General features: G+C 71.5%; 12 protein-coding genes. 10 read left to right on the top strand and 2 right to left on the bottom strand.

Annotation, left to right across the window (positions count from 1 at the left end; genetic code table 11):
* The first annotated feature begins 73 nt into the window (after positions 1–73).
* The 10 genes from AB0J97_RS41350 (at position 74) to AB0J97_RS41305 (ending at position 11,417) form a co-directional block, all read left to right on the top strand.
* On the top strand, positions 74–1,507 hold the full coding sequence (locus AB0J97_RS41350) for a gamma-aminobutyraldehyde dehydrogenase (protein WP_357707173.1): 1,434 nt from the start codon (positions 74–76) through the stop codon (positions 1,505–1,507).
* 14 nt (positions 1,508–1,521) lie between these two features.
* Positions 1,522–2,589: an ABC transporter ATP-binding protein gene (locus AB0J97_RS41345; RefSeq protein WP_364099751.1), complete on the top strand. Its 1,068-nt coding sequence runs from the start codon at positions 1,522–1,524 to the stop codon at positions 2,587–2,589.
* A 9-nt stretch (positions 2,590–2,598) separates the two neighbouring features.
* Entirely contained in the window at positions 2,599–3,831 is a 1,233-nt protein-coding gene (locus AB0J97_RS41340; RefSeq protein WP_357707175.1) for a spermidine/putrescine ABC transporter substrate-binding protein, read from the top strand.
* Positions 3,832–3,833: 2 nt separating this feature from the next.
* A complete protein-coding gene (locus AB0J97_RS41335) occupies positions 3,834–4,685 on the top strand; it encodes an ABC transporter permease (protein WP_364099747.1) in 852 nt (283 codons plus the stop codon).
* On the top strand, positions 4,682–5,473 hold the full coding sequence (locus tag AB0J97_RS41330) for an ABC transporter permease (protein WP_357707177.1): 792 nt from the start codon (positions 4,682–4,684) through the stop codon (positions 5,471–5,473). The genes AB0J97_RS41335 and AB0J97_RS41330 overlap by 4 nt, the downstream gene beginning before the upstream one ends.
* Before the next feature lie 179 nt (positions 5,474–5,652).
* The gene (locus tag AB0J97_RS41325) at positions 5,653–7,047 is read left to right on the top strand and encodes an FAD-dependent oxidoreductase (RefSeq protein WP_357707178.1); all 1,395 of its coding nucleotides are present in this window, start codon (positions 5,653–5,655) and stop codon (positions 7,045–7,047) included.
* 60 nt (positions 7,048–7,107) lie between these two features.
* Positions 7,108–8,010, top strand: coding sequence for an alpha/beta hydrolase (locus AB0J97_RS41320; protein ID WP_364099743.1), 903 nt, complete (start codon positions 7,108–7,110; stop codon positions 8,008–8,010).
* Between the two features lie 38 nt (positions 8,011–8,048).
* Complete coding sequence (locus AB0J97_RS41315) at positions 8,049–8,993, top strand: zinc-binding dehydrogenase (RefSeq protein ID WP_357707180.1); 945 nt, start codon at positions 8,049–8,051, stop codon at positions 8,991–8,993.
* An 81-nt stretch (positions 8,994–9,074) separates the two neighbouring features.
* On the top strand, positions 9,075–9,977 hold the full coding sequence (locus AB0J97_RS41310; RefSeq protein ID WP_364099740.1) for a serine hydrolase: 903 nt from the start codon (positions 9,075–9,077) through the stop codon (positions 9,975–9,977).
* 201 nt (positions 9,978–10,178) lie between these two features.
* Entirely contained in the window at positions 10,179–11,417 is a 1,239-nt protein-coding gene (locus AB0J97_RS41305; protein ID WP_364099737.1) for an MFS transporter, read from the top strand.
* On the opposite strand, the gene AB0J97_RS41300 is transcribed toward AB0J97_RS41305, so the two are convergent.
* Both AB0J97_RS41300 and AB0J97_RS41295 read right to left on the bottom strand, forming a co-directional pair.
* Positions 11,386–12,891 (bottom strand): MFS transporter, encoded by a 1,506-nt coding sequence (locus AB0J97_RS41300; RefSeq protein WP_364099734.1) that lies wholly within the window; start codon positions 12,889–12,891, stop codon positions 11,386–11,388. The two genes, AB0J97_RS41305 and AB0J97_RS41300, sit on opposite strands and share 32 nt — an antisense overlap.
* Positions 12,892–12,926: 35 nt before the next feature.
* Positions 12,927–15,806, bottom strand: coding sequence for a BTAD domain-containing putative transcriptional regulator (locus tag AB0J97_RS41295; protein ID WP_364099731.1), 2,880 nt, complete (start codon positions 15,804–15,806; stop codon positions 12,927–12,929).

The raw sequence follows: 15,806 nt of genomic DNA, 5'->3' as shown, positions 1-15,806 counted from the left end.
AAATCCCTTGTCCAGATGCAACTGCTCTGTAAGAGTCGCGGCATCTCAGCCACCTCAACGAGGAGGTCGTGCATTGACCACCCGTCTGCAGAACTTCATCAACGGTGAGTTCGTGGACGCCCAGAGCGGCCGGTTCTCCGACATCATCGACCCCTGCACGGGAGAGGCCTACGTCCAGGCCCCGATCTCCGGCGTCGAGGACGTCGACGCGGCGTACGCCGCGGCGGCCGCCGCGTTCGAGTCGTGGGGTCGGACCACCCCCGGTGAGCGGGCGAACCTGCTGCTCAAGGTCGCCGACGCGATCGACGCCCGGGCCGACGAGATCAACGAGGCCGAGTGCCTCAACACCGGCAAGCCGCGCGCCCGCATGGCCGAGGACGAGACGCCGGTCGCGGCCGACCACTTCCGCTTCTTCGCCGGCGCCGCGCGCACGCTGGAGGGGCCCACGGCCGGGGAGTTCCTCGCCGAGCACACCAGCGTCATCAGGCACGAGCCCGTCGGCGTCATCGGCCAGGTCACCCCCTGGAACTACCCGATGATGATGGCCGTGTGGAAGATCGCCCCGGCGCTGGCCGCCGGGAACACGATCGTGCTCAAGCCGTCGGACACCACCCCGGCCTCCACGCTCAAGCTGGCCGAGATCGTCGGCTCGGTGCTGCCGCCCGGCGTCTTCAACGTCGTCACCGGCGACCGCGAGACCGGCGCCCTCGTCGTGGGCCACCCGGCCGCCTCCATGGTGGCGATCACCGGGTCGGTCGGCGCGGGCATGGCGGTGGCCAAGAGCGCCGCCGACGACCTCAAGCGGGTGCACCTGGAGCTCGGCGGCAAGGCGCCGGTCGTGGTCTTCGAGGACGTCAAGGACCTCGCCAAGGCCGCCGCCGACATCGCCACCGCCGGTCTCTACAACGCCGGCCAGGACTGCACCGCGGCCTGCCGGGTGCTCGTCCAGGAGAGCGTGCACGACGAGTTCGTGGCCGCGCTGAGCGAGGCCGCCGCCGCCACCGTGACCGGCGACCTGGCCAACGAGGACGCGCTCTACGGCCCGCTGAACAACGAGAACCAGCTCTCCAGGGTCCAGGGCTTCATGGACCGGGTCCCCGGCCACGCCAAGGTGCTCACCGGCGGTCACCGCGTCGGCGACAAGGGCTACTTCTTCGCCCCGACCGTCGTGGACGGCCTCAAGCAGGACGACGAGATGGTGCAGAACGAGGTCTTCGGCCCCGTCATCACCGTCCAGACGTTCACCGACGAGGCCGACGCGCTGGCCAAGGCCAACGACGTCCGGTACGGCCTGTCCGGCTCGGTGTGGACCTCCGACCACGGCCGCGCCATGCGCATGTCGAACCGTCTCGACTTCGGCGTGGTCTGGGTCAACACGCACATCCCGTTCGTCTCGGAGATGCCGCACGGCGGCTTCAAGCACTCCGGGTACGGCAAGGACCTGTCGGTGTTCGGTCTGCACGACTACACCAGGGTCAAGCACGTCATGCACTACATCGGCGAATAAGGACGAGCCTGGACATGACCGAGCTATTCGCGATCCAGCTAGAGGACGTCGTCAAGGAGTACCTCTCGCACGGCGAGGTCGTCCAGGCGGTCAAAGGTGTGTCGCTGGACATCGCCGAGGGGGAGTTCTTCTCCCTCCTCGGCCCGTCCGGATGCGGCAAGACCACGACCATGAGGATGATCGCCGGCTTCGAGGAGCCCACCAAAGGGCTCGTGAGGCTGCACGGCAAGGACGTCACGAACGTCCCGCCGAACAAGCGTGACGTCAACATGGTCTTCCAGTCCTACGCCCTGTTCCCGCACATGAGCGTGTGGGACAACGTGGCGTTCGGCCTGAAGCAGCGCAAGACGCCGCAGGAGGAGATCCAGCGGCGGGTCGGCGAGATGCTGGAGATCGTCGACCTCTCGGGCCGGGAGAAGCGCAGGCCGCGGGAGATGTCCGGCGGCCAGCAGCAGCGCGTGGCCCTGGCCCGCGCCCTGGTCAACCGGCCGCGGGCGCTCCTGCTCGACGAGCCGCTGGGCGCGCTCGACCTCAAGCTGCGCCAGGCCATGCAGATCGAGCTCAAGCGCATCCAGCGCGAGGTCGGCATCACGTTCGTGTACGTGACGCACGACCAGAACGAGGCGCTGACCATGAGCGACAGGATCGCCGTGATGAACGACGGGCTGGTCGAGCAGCTCGCGAGCCCGCGGGAGATCTACGAACGGCCGGCCACCGCGTTCGTGGCGGGTTTCATCGGCACCTCCAACCTGATCAGCGGGACGGTGACCGGCGGGGTGCTGGAGATCGGCGGCGGCCGGGTGCTGGTGCCGGGACGCGAGGGCGACGTGACGGTGACCGTCCGCCCCGAGAAGATCACGATCTGCGCGGACGAGCCGGGGCGCGGGCTGAGCGCCGTCCCCGGGACCGTCACGGAGATGGTCTACCTGGGCACCTCCAACAGCTATGCGGTGCAGCTCGCCGACGGGGCCGAGATGACCGTATTTGAGCAGAACGCGCATGACGCGACGGCGACCGCGGAGCGGGGCGACTCCGTGTGGCTGTCGTGGGAGGCGCAGCACTCTTACGTGATTGGAAGTTGATAGCACCCCATGAACCCCCGCCAGATCACCCCCGCCCTCCTCAGGGGCATGACCCAGCCCCGCACCCGCCGCGACTTCTTCCGTGTCACCGGCCTGTCGGCCGCCGGCCTCGCGCTCGCCGCGTGCGGCGTCCAGGGCCAGAAGGCCGCCCCTCCGAAGGCCGACGCCGTCAAGGACTACTGGGCCAAGCAGAGCAAGCACGGCAAGCTCGTCTTCGCCAACTGGCCCGAGTACATGCCCGAGGACCAGGCCCCGCTGAAGAAGTTCACCCAGACCACCGGGATCTCCGTGGAGTACAAGGAGGTCATCCAGGAGAACGCGGAGTTCTTCGGCAAGGCCGACCCCGTGCTCCGCGCCGGTCAGTCGCTCGGCTACGACATCGTCGTGATGACCAACGGCGTGCAGCTCCAGCACATGGTCGAGCTCGGCTACATCGTGCCGCTCGACCACAGCCGGATGCCGAACTTCCTGGCCAACGCCGGTGACAAGTACAAGGAACGCGCCTACGACCCGGGCAACCAGTACACGATGCCCTACTCCTCGGGCGTGACCGGCATCGCGTACAACACCAAGTACGTCAAGGACGACATCACCAGCATCGAGGCCCTGTTCGACCCCAAGTACAAGGGGCGGGTCGGGATGATGGCCGACGCGCAGGAGATCGGCAACTTCGGCATGTTCGCCCTCGGCGTCGATCCGGAGAAGTCGACCGAGGCGGACTGGAAGAAGGCCGGGGAGAAGCTCAAGCAGCAGCGCGACGCGGGAATCGTCCGGAAATATTACGACCAGAGCTACATCGACGCGGTCTCCAAGGGCGACGTCTGGCTGACCATGGCCTGGTCGGGCGACATCTTCCAGCGGCAGCTCGCCGGCGAGCCGGTCAAGTTCGTGGTGCCCGACGAGGGCGGCACGATCTGGACCGACAACATGCTCATCCCCAAGGGCGCGGCCAACCCCGTGGACGCCCTCACCCTCATGGACTACCTGTACCAGCCCGCGGTGGCCGCCGAACTGGATGAGTTCATCCAGTTCGTCACCCCGATCCCGGCCGTCCAGGACCTGCTGCGCGAGAAGGCCGCGACGGCCAAGGGCGAGGACAAGAAGGCCCTGGAGGACATGGTGGACAGCCCGCTCATGTTCCCCTCGGCGGCCGACTACGCCAAGCTGCGCACGTACACCACCCTGACCACGCAGCAGGAGCAGGTGTTCAACTCCATCTTCCAGTCGATCACCCAGGCATAGCCATGAAACGGCTCACCCCCTACCTGCTCGCCCTGCCGAGCTGGCTGTGGCTGGCGATCTTCCTGGTCGTGCCCATGGTGGCGATGGCGTCGGTCTCGCTCCAGACGGGCAACGCCATCGACGGCTACGCCATGACGTTCAGCTTCTCCAACTACGCCGACGCGCTCGGCCGGTACAGCGACCAGTTGCTGCGCTCGCTCCTGTACGGCGGCCTGGCCACCGTGGCGATGCTGGTGATCGGCTACCCGGTGGCGTACTGGATCGCCTTCAAGGGCGGCAGTCGCAAGTCGGTGTACCTGTTCCTGCTGCTGCTGCCGTTCTTCGTGTCGTTCGTGCTGCGGACGATCTCGTGGAACTTCCTGCTGGCCGACAACGGCATCCTGTTCGGGACGCTGAAGGGCTGGGGCGTGCTGCCCGAGGGCTTCCACGTGCTGGCCACGACCGTGGCCGTGGTGGGCGGGCTCACCTACAACTTCCTGCCGTTCATGATCCTGCCGATCTACGTGGCCCTGGAACGGGTCGACCCACGGGTGGTCGAGGCGGCCCAGGACCTGTACGCCACCCGAGCCGGGGCCTTCCGCCGGGTGGTGCTGCCGCTGTCGCTGCCGGGCGTCTTCGCCGGGGTGCTGATGACGTTCGTGCCCGCGACGGCCGACCCGGTCAACGCGCAGATCCTCGGCGGCACGGCCAACACCATGATCGGCAACATCATCCAGACCGAGTACCTGACCAACCTCGACTACCCGACCGCCTCGGCGCTGTCGTTCACGCTGATGGCGATCCTGCTGGTGGGCATCTTCATCTACGCTCGCGCGCTCGGCACCGAGAACGTCCTTGAGGCGGCGGCGCGATGAGGGGCGCGCGGGGCAGGTTCGGCGACCGCCTGCTGCACGTCTACACCTGGCTGATCATCCTGTGGCTGTCGTCGCCGATCGCCGTCATGATCCTGTTCGGCTTCAACGACAAGAAGAGCAAGTCGAACACGAGCTGGCAGGGCTTCACCCTCAAGTGGTACGGCGAGCTCTTCGAGATCTCCGACCTGACCACGGCGCTGCGCAACTCGATCGTGATCGCGCTGGTCAGCACCGTGATCACGGTCGTCATCGGGACGATGCTGGGCCTGGCCGTCGGCCGGCACCGCTTCCGCGGCCTCGGCGCCACGAACTTCCTGGTCTTCGCCGCCATCTCCACGCCGGAGCTGGTGATGGGGGCCTCGCTGCTGTCGCTGTTCGTCTCGGGCAACGTGCCGCGCGACGGCAACACGATCATCGTGGCGCACGTGCTGTTCTCGCTCTCCTTCGTCGTGGTGACGGTCAGGGCGCGGGTCATCACGCTCGACCCGTCGCTGGAGGAGGCGGCCAAGGACCTCGGCGCGACCGCGTGGGGCACGTTCCGGCAGGTGACCCTGCCCTCGATCATGCCGGGCGTGCTCGCGGGCGCGATGCTCTCCTTCGCGCTGTCGATCGACGACTACGTGGTGACGAGCTTCGTCAACGGCTCGACCGTCACGTTCCCGCTGTGGATCGTGGGCGCGGTGAAGACCGGCATTCCACCGCAGGTCAACGTGATGGGTACGCTCATCTTCGGGATCGGTGTCCTGATCGCCGTGGCGAACGCGGTGGCCGCCAGACGCCGCGCCTAGGATCTGCTCCAACAGGCTTTCCCCCCGCGATCCGGCGGGGGGATTGGTGTATTCCGACCAAGAACAGGGAGGCGAGATCGGATTTCGGCGGGGGGAACCCGCGCGTGATCACATCACCCCTTTGGATCCCGCAATAAAAACAATGAACAATCTAAGAACTTCGTAGGGAAGTGGGATTTGTGGATCCGCTGAAGGCGCTGGCTGACGCGGAGCGCAAGCCGTACTGGCTGGACAGTCCGGCCAGACCCGAGCCGCGCGCGCGGCTCATCGGAAAGACCGACGCCGACCTGGTCGTCGTCGGCGGAGGCTTCTCGGGGCTGTGGACGGCCCTGATGGCCAAGGAACGTGACCCTTCGCTGGACGTCGTCCTGCTCGAAGGGCGCAGGATCGGCTGGGCGGCGACCGGCCGCAACGGCGGGTTCTGCATGGCGACCCTCACCCATGGCCTGGCCAACGGCCTGGAACGGTGGCCGGAGGACATCGGCCGCCTCGAACGCATGGGCGTGGACAACCTCGACGAGATCGAGCGCACGCTGGAGCGGCACGGCATCGACTGCTCCTTCGAGCGCACCGGCGAGCTGCACGTGGCCACCGAGCCGTGGCAGCTCGACTCGCTGGCCGAACACCTGGACCTGATCTCCGAGCTCGGCCTCGACTACGTGCCGATGGACGAGCGTCAGGTGCGGGCCGAGGTCAACTCGCCGACCTACCTGGGCGGGCTCTGGGAACGCAGCGGCTGCGCCATGCTGGACCCGGCGCGGCTGGCCTGGGGGTTGCGCGAGGCGTGCCTGCGGCTCGGCGTACGGGTCTTCGAGCGCAGCCCGGTGCGTTCGCTGCGTGACGACGGCACGACGATCACCCTGCGGACCCCGTACGGGTCGGTGACGGGCCGGCGGGTGGCGCTGGGCACGGGGGTCTTCCCGCCCCTGTTGCGCAGGCTCAAGCACTTCGTCGTCCCGGTGTACGACTACGCCCTGATGACCGAGCCGCTGACCGCGTCCCAGCTCGCCGAGGTGGGCTGGCACAACCGGCAGGGCGTCGGCGACTCGGGCAACCAGTTCCACTACTACCGGCTCACCGACGACAACCGCATCCTGTGGGGCGGCTATGACGCGGTCTACTACAACGGCGGCCTGGTCAAGCCGGAGTACGAGCAGCGCGACGAGACCTTCGTCAAGCTCGCCGAGCACTTCGCCACCACCTTCCCGCAGCTGTCCCAGGTGCGCTTCACGCACCGCTGGGGCGGCGTGATCGACACCTGCAGCCGCTTCAGCGCCTTCTACGGCACGGCGCACGGCGGCCGGCTGGCCTACGCCGTGGGCTACACCGGCATGGGCGTCGGGGCCACCAGGTTCGGCGCGAACGTGATGCTGGACCTGCTGTCGGGGGAGGCCACCGAGCGGACCGAGCTGCGGATGGTCAAGGAGAAGCCGGTGCCGTTCCCGCCCGAGCCGGTCCGGTCGGGGGTGATCCAGTTCACCCGGTGGTCGATCGCTCAGGCCGACCAGCATCAGGGCAGGCGCAACCTGTGGCTGCGCACGCTCGACAGGATGGGCCTCGGGTTCGACTCCTGATCCGGTGTTCCGAGGGGGCGCCGGGCCCGCGTGCCGCGGGCCTGGCGCACACTTGTGACCATGAGGATCGAGTTCGCCGCCGACGGCGTGCCCCTGGCCGGTGACCTGCGGCTGCCCGAGGGCACGGGCCCCTGGCCGGGTCTGGTGCTCACCGGGCCGTTCACCGGGGTGCGCGACCAGGTCACGGGCCTGTACGCCGAGCGGCTGGCCCGGCGCGGCTACGTGACGCTGGCCTTCGACCACCGCAACTGGGGCGAGTCCGGCGGCGAGCCACGTGGGCACGAGGATCCGCAGGCCAAGCTGAACGACCTGCGGGCGGCGGTGTCGCTGCTGCGGTCGCGCCCCGAGGTGGACGGCGACCTGATCGGCGCCGTCGGCATCTGCCTGGGCGCCGGGTACGCGCTGAAGTTCGCCGCCTTCGACCCGCGCGTACGGGTGTTCGCGGGCATCGCCGGGGCCTACAACAACCCGTACACGATGCGGTCGGGCATGGACTACCAGGAGGCGCTGGCCGGGTTCGCCGGCGTGCTGGAACGGCAGGACCTGGGCGGCCCGGTCGAGTACCTGCCCGCCGTGGCGGAGGACGGCGAGGACGGCGGGGCCGCGATGCCGGGCGACGAGCCGTTGGCCTACTACGGCACCGAGCGCGGGGCCTCCTCCTCCTGGCGGAACGCGGTCACAAGGGCCGGTCTGCGCGAGCTGATCACCATGGACAACATGATGGGCGCCGACTTCCTGTCGCCGAAGCCCGCCCTGATCGTGCACGGCGTGATCGACCGGTTCTGCCCGCCGTCAGGGGCCGAGGAGGCGTTCAGGCGGCTCGACGAGCCCAAGAAGCTCGTCTGGGTCGACGCCAAGCAGCACATCGACCTCTACGACCGCGAGCCGTACGTGTCGCAGGCCGTGGACGCGACCGCGGACTTCCTCGTCGAGCACCTCCGGCCGGGCGGCTCCGGAGCCTGACGTCTACGCTGGGGGGTATCGCGCGGAATGGGGGATTCATGCGTGCCATCCAGTTCACCCGCTTCGGCGGCCCGGAGGTGCTCGAAGAGGCCGAGGTGCCCGATCCGGTCGTGGGACCGGGCCAGGTGCTGGTGGACGTCGAGGCCGCGGGGCTGAACTTCGCCGACGTGCGGCAGATCTCCGGCCACTACTCCAGTCCGGACCGCCTGCCGCACATCCCCGGCAGCGAGGTCGTCGGGCGCGACCACCGGGGACGGCGGGTGATGGGCTTCACCGCCAACGGCTACGCCTCCAAGGCCGTCCTGGACGAGGGCGACGTCGTGGTCGTGCCCGACTCGCTGCGGGCCGGCGAGGCGCTGGCGCTGCTCGTCCAGGGGCTCACCGCCTGGCATCTGCTGCGTTCGTCGGCGCGGCTCAGGGAGGGCGAGAGCGTGGTCGTCCACTCCGGCGCGGGCGGCGTGGGCAGCCTGGCCGTGCAGCTGGCCAAGGTGTTCGGCGCCGGACGCGTGATCGCCACCGCCTCCAGCGAGGACAAGCGGTCGCTCGCCCTCGACCTGGGCGCGGACGCCGCCGTGGACGGCGCGGCCGACGGGTACGCCGAGCGCGTCATCGAGGCCAACGGCGACCGGCCGGCGGACGTGGTGCTCGACGCCGTCGGCGGGGCGGTCTTCGACGCGGCGCTGACCGTCCTGGCCCCCTTCGGGCGGCTGGTGAGTTACGGGTCGTCGTCGGGCGAGCAGGCCCGGCCGGTCGATCCCGCGCGGCTGACCGCGGGCAACCTCGCCGTCCTCGGGTTCTGGCTGCGTCCGCTGCGGGGGCGGCGGGAGATGGTCGGGCCCCCGCTGGGCGAGCTGCTCGCGCTGACCGCGGCCGGACGGCTGCGTCCGCTGGTGGGCGGCGAGTACCCGCTGGCGGAGGCGGCCCGGGCCGTGGCGGACCTGGCCGGACGGCGAACTGTCGGAAAAGTGGTGCTCCTGCCCTGACGGGCAGGGTGTGGCCAATGCCGCGACTGGGCAGAGGGTGATCAAAACCCCCGAGAAGTGATGATCGCGGGGGTTTTGTAGGTGTGGTGGAGATCGCTGGTCGTGGTGGTGGTCTGGGCGCTCGTGACCGGTTGTTCGGCCGAGCGGCTGCCCGGGGTGCCGGGCGTGGTGAAGGTCAGAGCGAAGGTCGACCGATGCGTCCTGAAATTTCGGGACAAGAGGGCCGGGAGGGCGGCCCGCGCCCGGCTTGAGCACGACGTCGAGCAGTACGTCTCCCGACGCCCCGGACGGGTCGCCTACAGCATGCTGGAGCTCACCAGCGGCCTCACCCTGGGCCGCGCCGAGCACCAGCACGACATGATCACCGCCAGCGGCGTCAAGGTGGACATCCTCACGGCGCTCGTGCTCGGCCACGGGACCCTGGGCGAGGAGGAACGCGACCTCGCCGAGCGCATGATCACCGAGAGCGACAACGGCGCCGCCGACGCGTTGTGGGGCCGGGTCGGCGGCGCGATGGGCGAGTTCTACCGGCGCATGGGCCTGAACGAGACCGTCCCCGGGCCCGGCGTCTTCTGGGGCGGCACCAACACCAGCCCGGCCGACCGCATCCGCCTGCTCCAGGTGCTGGTGAACGGCGGCGAGGGCCTCTCCGACCGCGACCGCGCCCTCGTGCTCGGCCTGATGGGACGGGTGGTCAAGGATCAGTCGTGGGGCGTCAGCGCGGCCGCCCGCCCGGTGGACCGGGTGGCGTTGAAGAACGGCTGGACGCCGCGCCCGTTCATCCACAACACGTGGGCGGTGACCAGCTACGGCCGCGTCGTCGGGCCGGGGCGCGACCTGCTGCTGGCGGTGCAGACCGACGGGCAGCCGGGGGAGGGGGTGGGCATCGAGACCATCGAAGGGGTGGCCAGGATGATCGGCTCCCGGCTCGACGAGCTGTCCCCGACGACGCCCCGGTCCTGCCCGAGGAACCCTGGCGCCTGACGGTGTTCCTCTCGGCCGTCGCACCCTGCCGGCGGTAAGCAGCCCGATTCCTGCAATAGGATCGGCTCTCGTCACGTTTGACTGAAGTGAACTGATTGACCGCTCGGCGGCCGGCGCGCGCCGGTATCTACCCCGGTCGAAGCCCACCTCCGACGGTGTGCTCCCCCCGGGAGGTCTCCGTCATGATCTGGACGGAGACCCTTGAAGTCCTATCTCGACGTGCTGGCCACCCCCGGAGCCTGGCGGTTCCTGGTGCCCGCGCTGCTGGCCCGCGTGCCGTTCGCGATGACCCAGATGGGCATCCTGCTGCTGGTCCAATGGTCCACCGGCTCCTACGGCGCGGCCGGGATCACCTCCGCCGCCGCCGCCGTCTTCCAGGCCCTCATCGGCCCCCAGACCGGCCGCCTGGCCGACCGGTACGGCCAGGCCCGGGTGCTGCTGCCGCAGGTCGCGGTGCACGCCCTGGCCATGGGCGGGCTGCTGGCCTTCGCCGCCGCGCACGCCCACCTCGCGCTGCTGGTCGCCATGGCAGCCGTCGTCGGCGCGTCCGGACCGCAGGTCGGCTCGATGGTCCGGGCCCGCTGGGCGCACCGGCTCGGTGGTACCGGCAGGCTGAACACGGCGTTCGCGGTCGAGTCGATCACCGACGAGCTGACGTTCACGCTGGCCCCTGTGCTGCTGGTGGGGCTGTCGACGGCGTACTCGCCGGTGGTCGCGCTGCTCGGCGGGCTCGTGCTGATCCTGGTCGGCACGGTGGTCTTCGCCGCCGTCCGGACGGCCGCGCCCGAGCCGGTGCCGGTCCGGATCGCCGCCTCCAAGGGCGTGCTGCGCAGGCGCGGCGTGGCGCTGCTCGCCGCCGCCTTCCTCGCCATGGGGTCGGTCTTCGGCAGCCTCCAGGTCGGCGTCACCTCGCTCACCACCGCCCTGCACGCGCCCGCGTCCGCCGGTCCCGTCTACGGCGTCTTCTCCGGCGCCAGCATGCTCGGCGGCCTGCTGTACGGCGCGGTCCGCTGGCGGCTGCCCGCCCGCGTCCGGCTGGTCGGCGGGCTGGCCCTGCTCGCGGTCGCGACCAGCGCGTTCACGCTCGCCGGAGCGGTCCCCCACCTGTACGTAGCCGCCGCCCTGGCCGGCCTGGTGATCGCCCCCGTGGTGATCACCGGCTACACCCTGGTCGAGGGCCTGGTCGCGGCGGAGGTCCGCACCGAGGCGTTCACCTGGCTGAACGGCGGCATCGCGCTCGGCATCGCGGCCGGGTCGTCGGTCGCCGGGCAGCTCGTGGACCACTTCGGCGCGTCCTGGGCGTTCGTGGTCGCGCCGGTGGCCACCGGGATGGCCGCGCTGCTCGTGCTGGCCAGGGTCGGCAGCCTGCGCCCGCTGCCCGCCGGGCCCGCGGCGGACGTCCCCGCGCTCAGTGAGGGACCGGCGACTCTTCCTGGATGACCTTCGGCACGCCGCGCAGCCCGGTCAGCGCGAACACCGCGACCACGGCCAGCAGGACCGCCGTGAGCAGCGTCGTCACCTGCATCCCCGCCACGAACGCCTCCCGCGCCGCGCGCATCAGCTGCTCGGCCGCCTGCGGGGGCAGGGCCGCCGCCGTGGCGGTGGCTCCGGCGATCGACTCCCGCGCCGCCTCGCCGGGCACCCCGGCGGGCAGCAGCAGGTTCGCGCGGTAGACGCTGTTGAGCACGGTGCCCAGGACCGCGATGCCCAGCGCGCCGCCCAGCTCGAACGCCGTCTCCGACACCGCGGCCGCCGCCCCCGCCCGCTCCCTGGGCGCGGTGGCCAGGATGTTGTCGTTGTTCACGGTGAACGTGAGCCCGACCCCCAGCCCGCCGATCATCATCACGGGCAGCAGGGTGAGATAGTCCACCTCGGTGCCGAGCATGCCGTACCGGACGAACGCGCCGGCGTTCAGCGCCAGGCCGAGCGCGACCACGCCGTTCCTGCCGAGCCGGTTGATCAGCCGGGCCGCGAGCACCCCGCCCACCGCGCCGCTCAGGCCGCCGGGGATCTGCGCCAGCCCGGCCACCAGCGGCGACCAGCCCAGGACGAGCTGCAGGTACCAGGCGAACAGCAGGCTCATGGCCGACAACGCGAAGATCGCCAGCAGGTTCGTGCCCACGGACGCGCTGAACGCCCGCCGCCGGAACAGCCGTACGTCGATCAGCGGCGTGTCCAGCCGCTTCTGCCGCCGGACGAACAGCACCAGGCACGCCACGCCCACCACGGCCGCCCCCAGGACGTCGGCGTGCGCCAGGCCTTGGTGGGCGGCCTCCTTGACCGCGTAGACGGCCGTCACGACACCGGCGAACGACAGCGCCACGCTGAGCCCGTCGATCCGCCCTGCGGTGGGGTTGCGCGACTCCGGCAGCACCAGGAAGCCGCAGACCAGCACCAGCACCATGATCGGCACGTTGAGCAGGAACACCGACCCCCACCAGAAGTGGTCCAGCAGCACGCCCCCGACGACCGGCCCCATCGCGAACCCGGCCGCGCTCATCCCGCTCCAGAGCCCGATGGCCGCGGTCCGCTCGCCCGGGTCGGTGAAGACGTTCCTGACGATCGAGAGCGTGGACGGCATGATCATCGCGCCCGCCACGCCCAGCAGCGTCCTGGCGGCGATCAGCAGCTCGGGGTTCGGGGCGTAGGCGGTCACCAGAGAGGCCGCGCCGAACCCGGCCACGCCGATCAGCAGCAGCCGCTTGCGGCCCACGCGGTCGCCGAGGTTGCCCATGGTGACCAGGAGGCCGGCCAGGGCGAAGCCGTAGATGTCGCCGATCCAGAGCAGTTGCGTCGAGTTCGCACCGAGGTCGGCGACCAGGCGGGGGAGCGCCAGGTGCAGCACGGTGAGATCGACCGAGAGCAACAGTGTCGCAAGGCAGGCTATGGCCAGACAGGCCCATTTGCGCGTCATGCCGTCCACGGTGGCCGGGGCGGCTGACGGCCCGCCTACCGTCCGCTGACCGCCCTGTCGAGGGCGGCGTCGATGCGGTTGCGGATGTCCTCGGTGCTGTACCAGTCGTCGGGGCACTCCGCGCGGGCCTGGGCCAGCAGGGACAGCGCGAGGCCGCGCTCGCCGGCGGACAGCGCCACCTCGGCCAGCCCGAGGTCCGCCCAGGCCAGCACGTCCATGGAGCCCACCCGGCGGGCCAGCTCGGCCGCCTCCTCGTAGTCGGCCCGCCCGCCCAGCGGCTCGCCCATGCCGAGCAGCGCGTCGCCGCGCCGGCACAGGGCCTCGGCCATCTCCGCCCGCGCGTCGAGCTCGCGGGCCAGCGTCAGCGCCTCGTCCGACAGCGCGTACGAGGCCGCGTAGTCCCCCCGCTCGGAGGCCAGCGCGCCGAGCCCCGACAGCACCAGGATCGTCCCCCAGCGCTCGCCGATCGCGCGGAAGGCGGCCAAGGCGCGCCGGAAGGCGGCCAGCGACTCCTCGGCCCGGCCCAGGATCTGCAGCACGAACCCCATGCCGCAGTACGACAACGCCCGCTGCCAGGGCGGCAGGCCCTCGGTGAAGGCCCGCAGCTCGTGGTAGATCGTCTCGACGTCGCCCGGCGGCCCGGTGAACATCGACCGCATCATCATCAGGAACTCCACCCGCTCCGGCAGGTGGGTGATCGGCAGCAGCCCGCGCACCTCGGCCAGCCGCTCGCGCAGGTCGTCGTCGGCCACGCCCGTCCAGGCCGTGACGAGCACGCACATGACGTACTCCTCCTCCATGCCGGCGGGGCGGGCGTCGCCGATCACGGCCAGCAGCCCGGCGGCCAGGCCGGCGACGGCGCCGCGGTGGCCGCGCATCCACCAGTAGCAGGTGCCGTGCGCCAGCAGCCGCAGGCCGGTCGCCAGCTGCCCGGACTCGGTCGTCCAGCGCACGGCGGCCTCGACGTCGTCGCTCTCCTCGTCCAGGCGGGCCAGCCAGTCGAGCTGGGCGGCGGTGCGCAGCAGCGGGTCGGCGGTCAGCACCAGGTCGAGGTAGTAGGCGGTGTGGGCGTCCCTGATCGCGGCGGTCTCGCCTGACTCGGCCAGGCGTTCGGCGCAGAACGCCCTGATCGTGTCGAGCATGCGGTAACGGCCGCCGACGTGCTCCACCAGCGACTTCTCCGCCAGCGAGAACAGCACCTCCTCCGGTGCCCCGCACACCCGCTCGGCCGCCTCGGGCGTGGCGCCGCCCACGAAGACGCTCAGCCGGCCGGCCAGGCGCTGCTCGGCGTCGTCCAGCAGGTCCCAGCTCCACGCGACGACCGCGCGGAGCGTCTGGTGCCGGGGCAGCGCCGTACGGCTGCCGCGGGTCAGCAGCCGGAACCGGTCGTCCAGGCGGGCCGCCACGTCGGCGACCGACAGCGTACGGAGGCGCGCGGCGGCCAGCTCGATGGCCAGCGGCAGCCCGTCGAGCGCCCGGCAGATGCGCACCACGTCCGCGGCGTTGCCGCCGTCCACGCCGAACCCGGGACGCACGGCGGCGGCGCGGTCGGCGAACAGCCGGACGGCCGCGTACGCCAGCGGGTCGTCCGGCTCGGGCGGCGGCAGGCGCAGCGGGGACACCGGCAGGATCGACTCCCCGGTGATGCCCAGCGCCTCCCGGCTGGTGGTCAGCACCCGCAGCCCGGGGCAACCGGCCAGCAGCGCGTCGGCGAGCTCGGCCACGGCGGCGACCAGATGCTCGCAGTTGTCCAGGACGAGCAGCAGGTCGCGCTCGGCCAGCGCGGTGAGCAGCCGGGTGACCGGGTCGATCGCCGGGCGCTGGGATGTGTGCCGCAGGGCGTCGCGGATGTCGAGCGCGACCAGCACCGCGCCGGGCACGCCGGTCGCGCCGGCCGCGCCGGTCACGTGGGCGAGGGGCACGAAGCACACGTCGCCCGGTTCCTGGGCGGCCGCCTCCTGGGCGAGCCTGGTCTTGCCCGCGCCGCCGGGGCCGATCAGCGTGACGAGCCGGTTGTCCCGCAGCCGCGCGCCGAGCTGCGCCAGCTCCTCCGCCCGCCCCACGAAGCTGGTGAGCTGCGCCCGCAACCCCCGCTTGAGCCCTCCGGCCGGTGGCGCGGAAGGCCCGCCGGGCACCGCGGCCACGGGCGTGACAGCGGGCGCGCCGGCTGACGTGCCGGCGGGGGCGAGTGACGGGTCGGCGCGGAGGACGGCCAGATGGGCGGCGGTCAGCTCGGCGCCCGGCTCGATGCCCAGCTCCCGGTCGAGCAGCCGTCGCGCCTCGTCGTAGACGGCCAGTGCCTCGGCCTGGCGGCCACTGCCGTACAGGGCGCGCATGAGCTGGGCGCGCAGGCGCTCGCGCAGCGGATGGGCGGCGGTGAGCCGGCGCAGCTCGGCGACCAGGTCGCGGTGCCGCCCGAGCTCCAGGTCGGCCTGGAGCCGGTCCTCGGTGGCCGCCAGCCGCAGCTCCTCCAGCCCGGCCGCGGCCGACACGGCGTGCGGCGCGTCGGCGAGCGGCACGCCCCGCCAGAGCTCCAGCGCCGCGCCCAGCAGCGCCGCCGCCCGCCGGGCGTCCCCATCGGCCAGCGACCGCCGTCCGTCCCGGGCCAGCAGCTCGAAGCGGCGCGCGTCCACGTCCTGGGGGTCGGCGACCAGCCGGTAGCCCGCCGGGTGGAACTCGACCAGGTCCCGGCCGAGCGCCCGGCGCAGCCTGGAGACCTGGGACTGCAGCGCGTTGGCCACGCCGTCCGGCGGGTGGGGGCCGTACAGGCCGTCCACGAGCTGGCCGGCGCCGACGACGCGGCCCGCGTTCAGGGCCAGCAGGGTGAGCAGGGCGCGCACCCGGGGCCCGCCGAGCGCCACGGGCGCGCCGTCCTCGTCCAGCACGCTGGTGGGTCCGAGGATCTCGAAGCGCAT

It is taken from the genome of Nonomuraea sp. NPDC049607 (assembly GCF_040675375.1).
In the GTDB taxonomy this organism is placed as follows: domain Bacteria; phylum Actinomycetota; class Actinomycetes; order Streptosporangiales; family Streptosporangiaceae; genus Nonomuraea.
The sequence above is the reverse complement of the archived record's forward strand: the minus strand, read 5'-3'. Positions and strand labels throughout refer to the sequence as shown.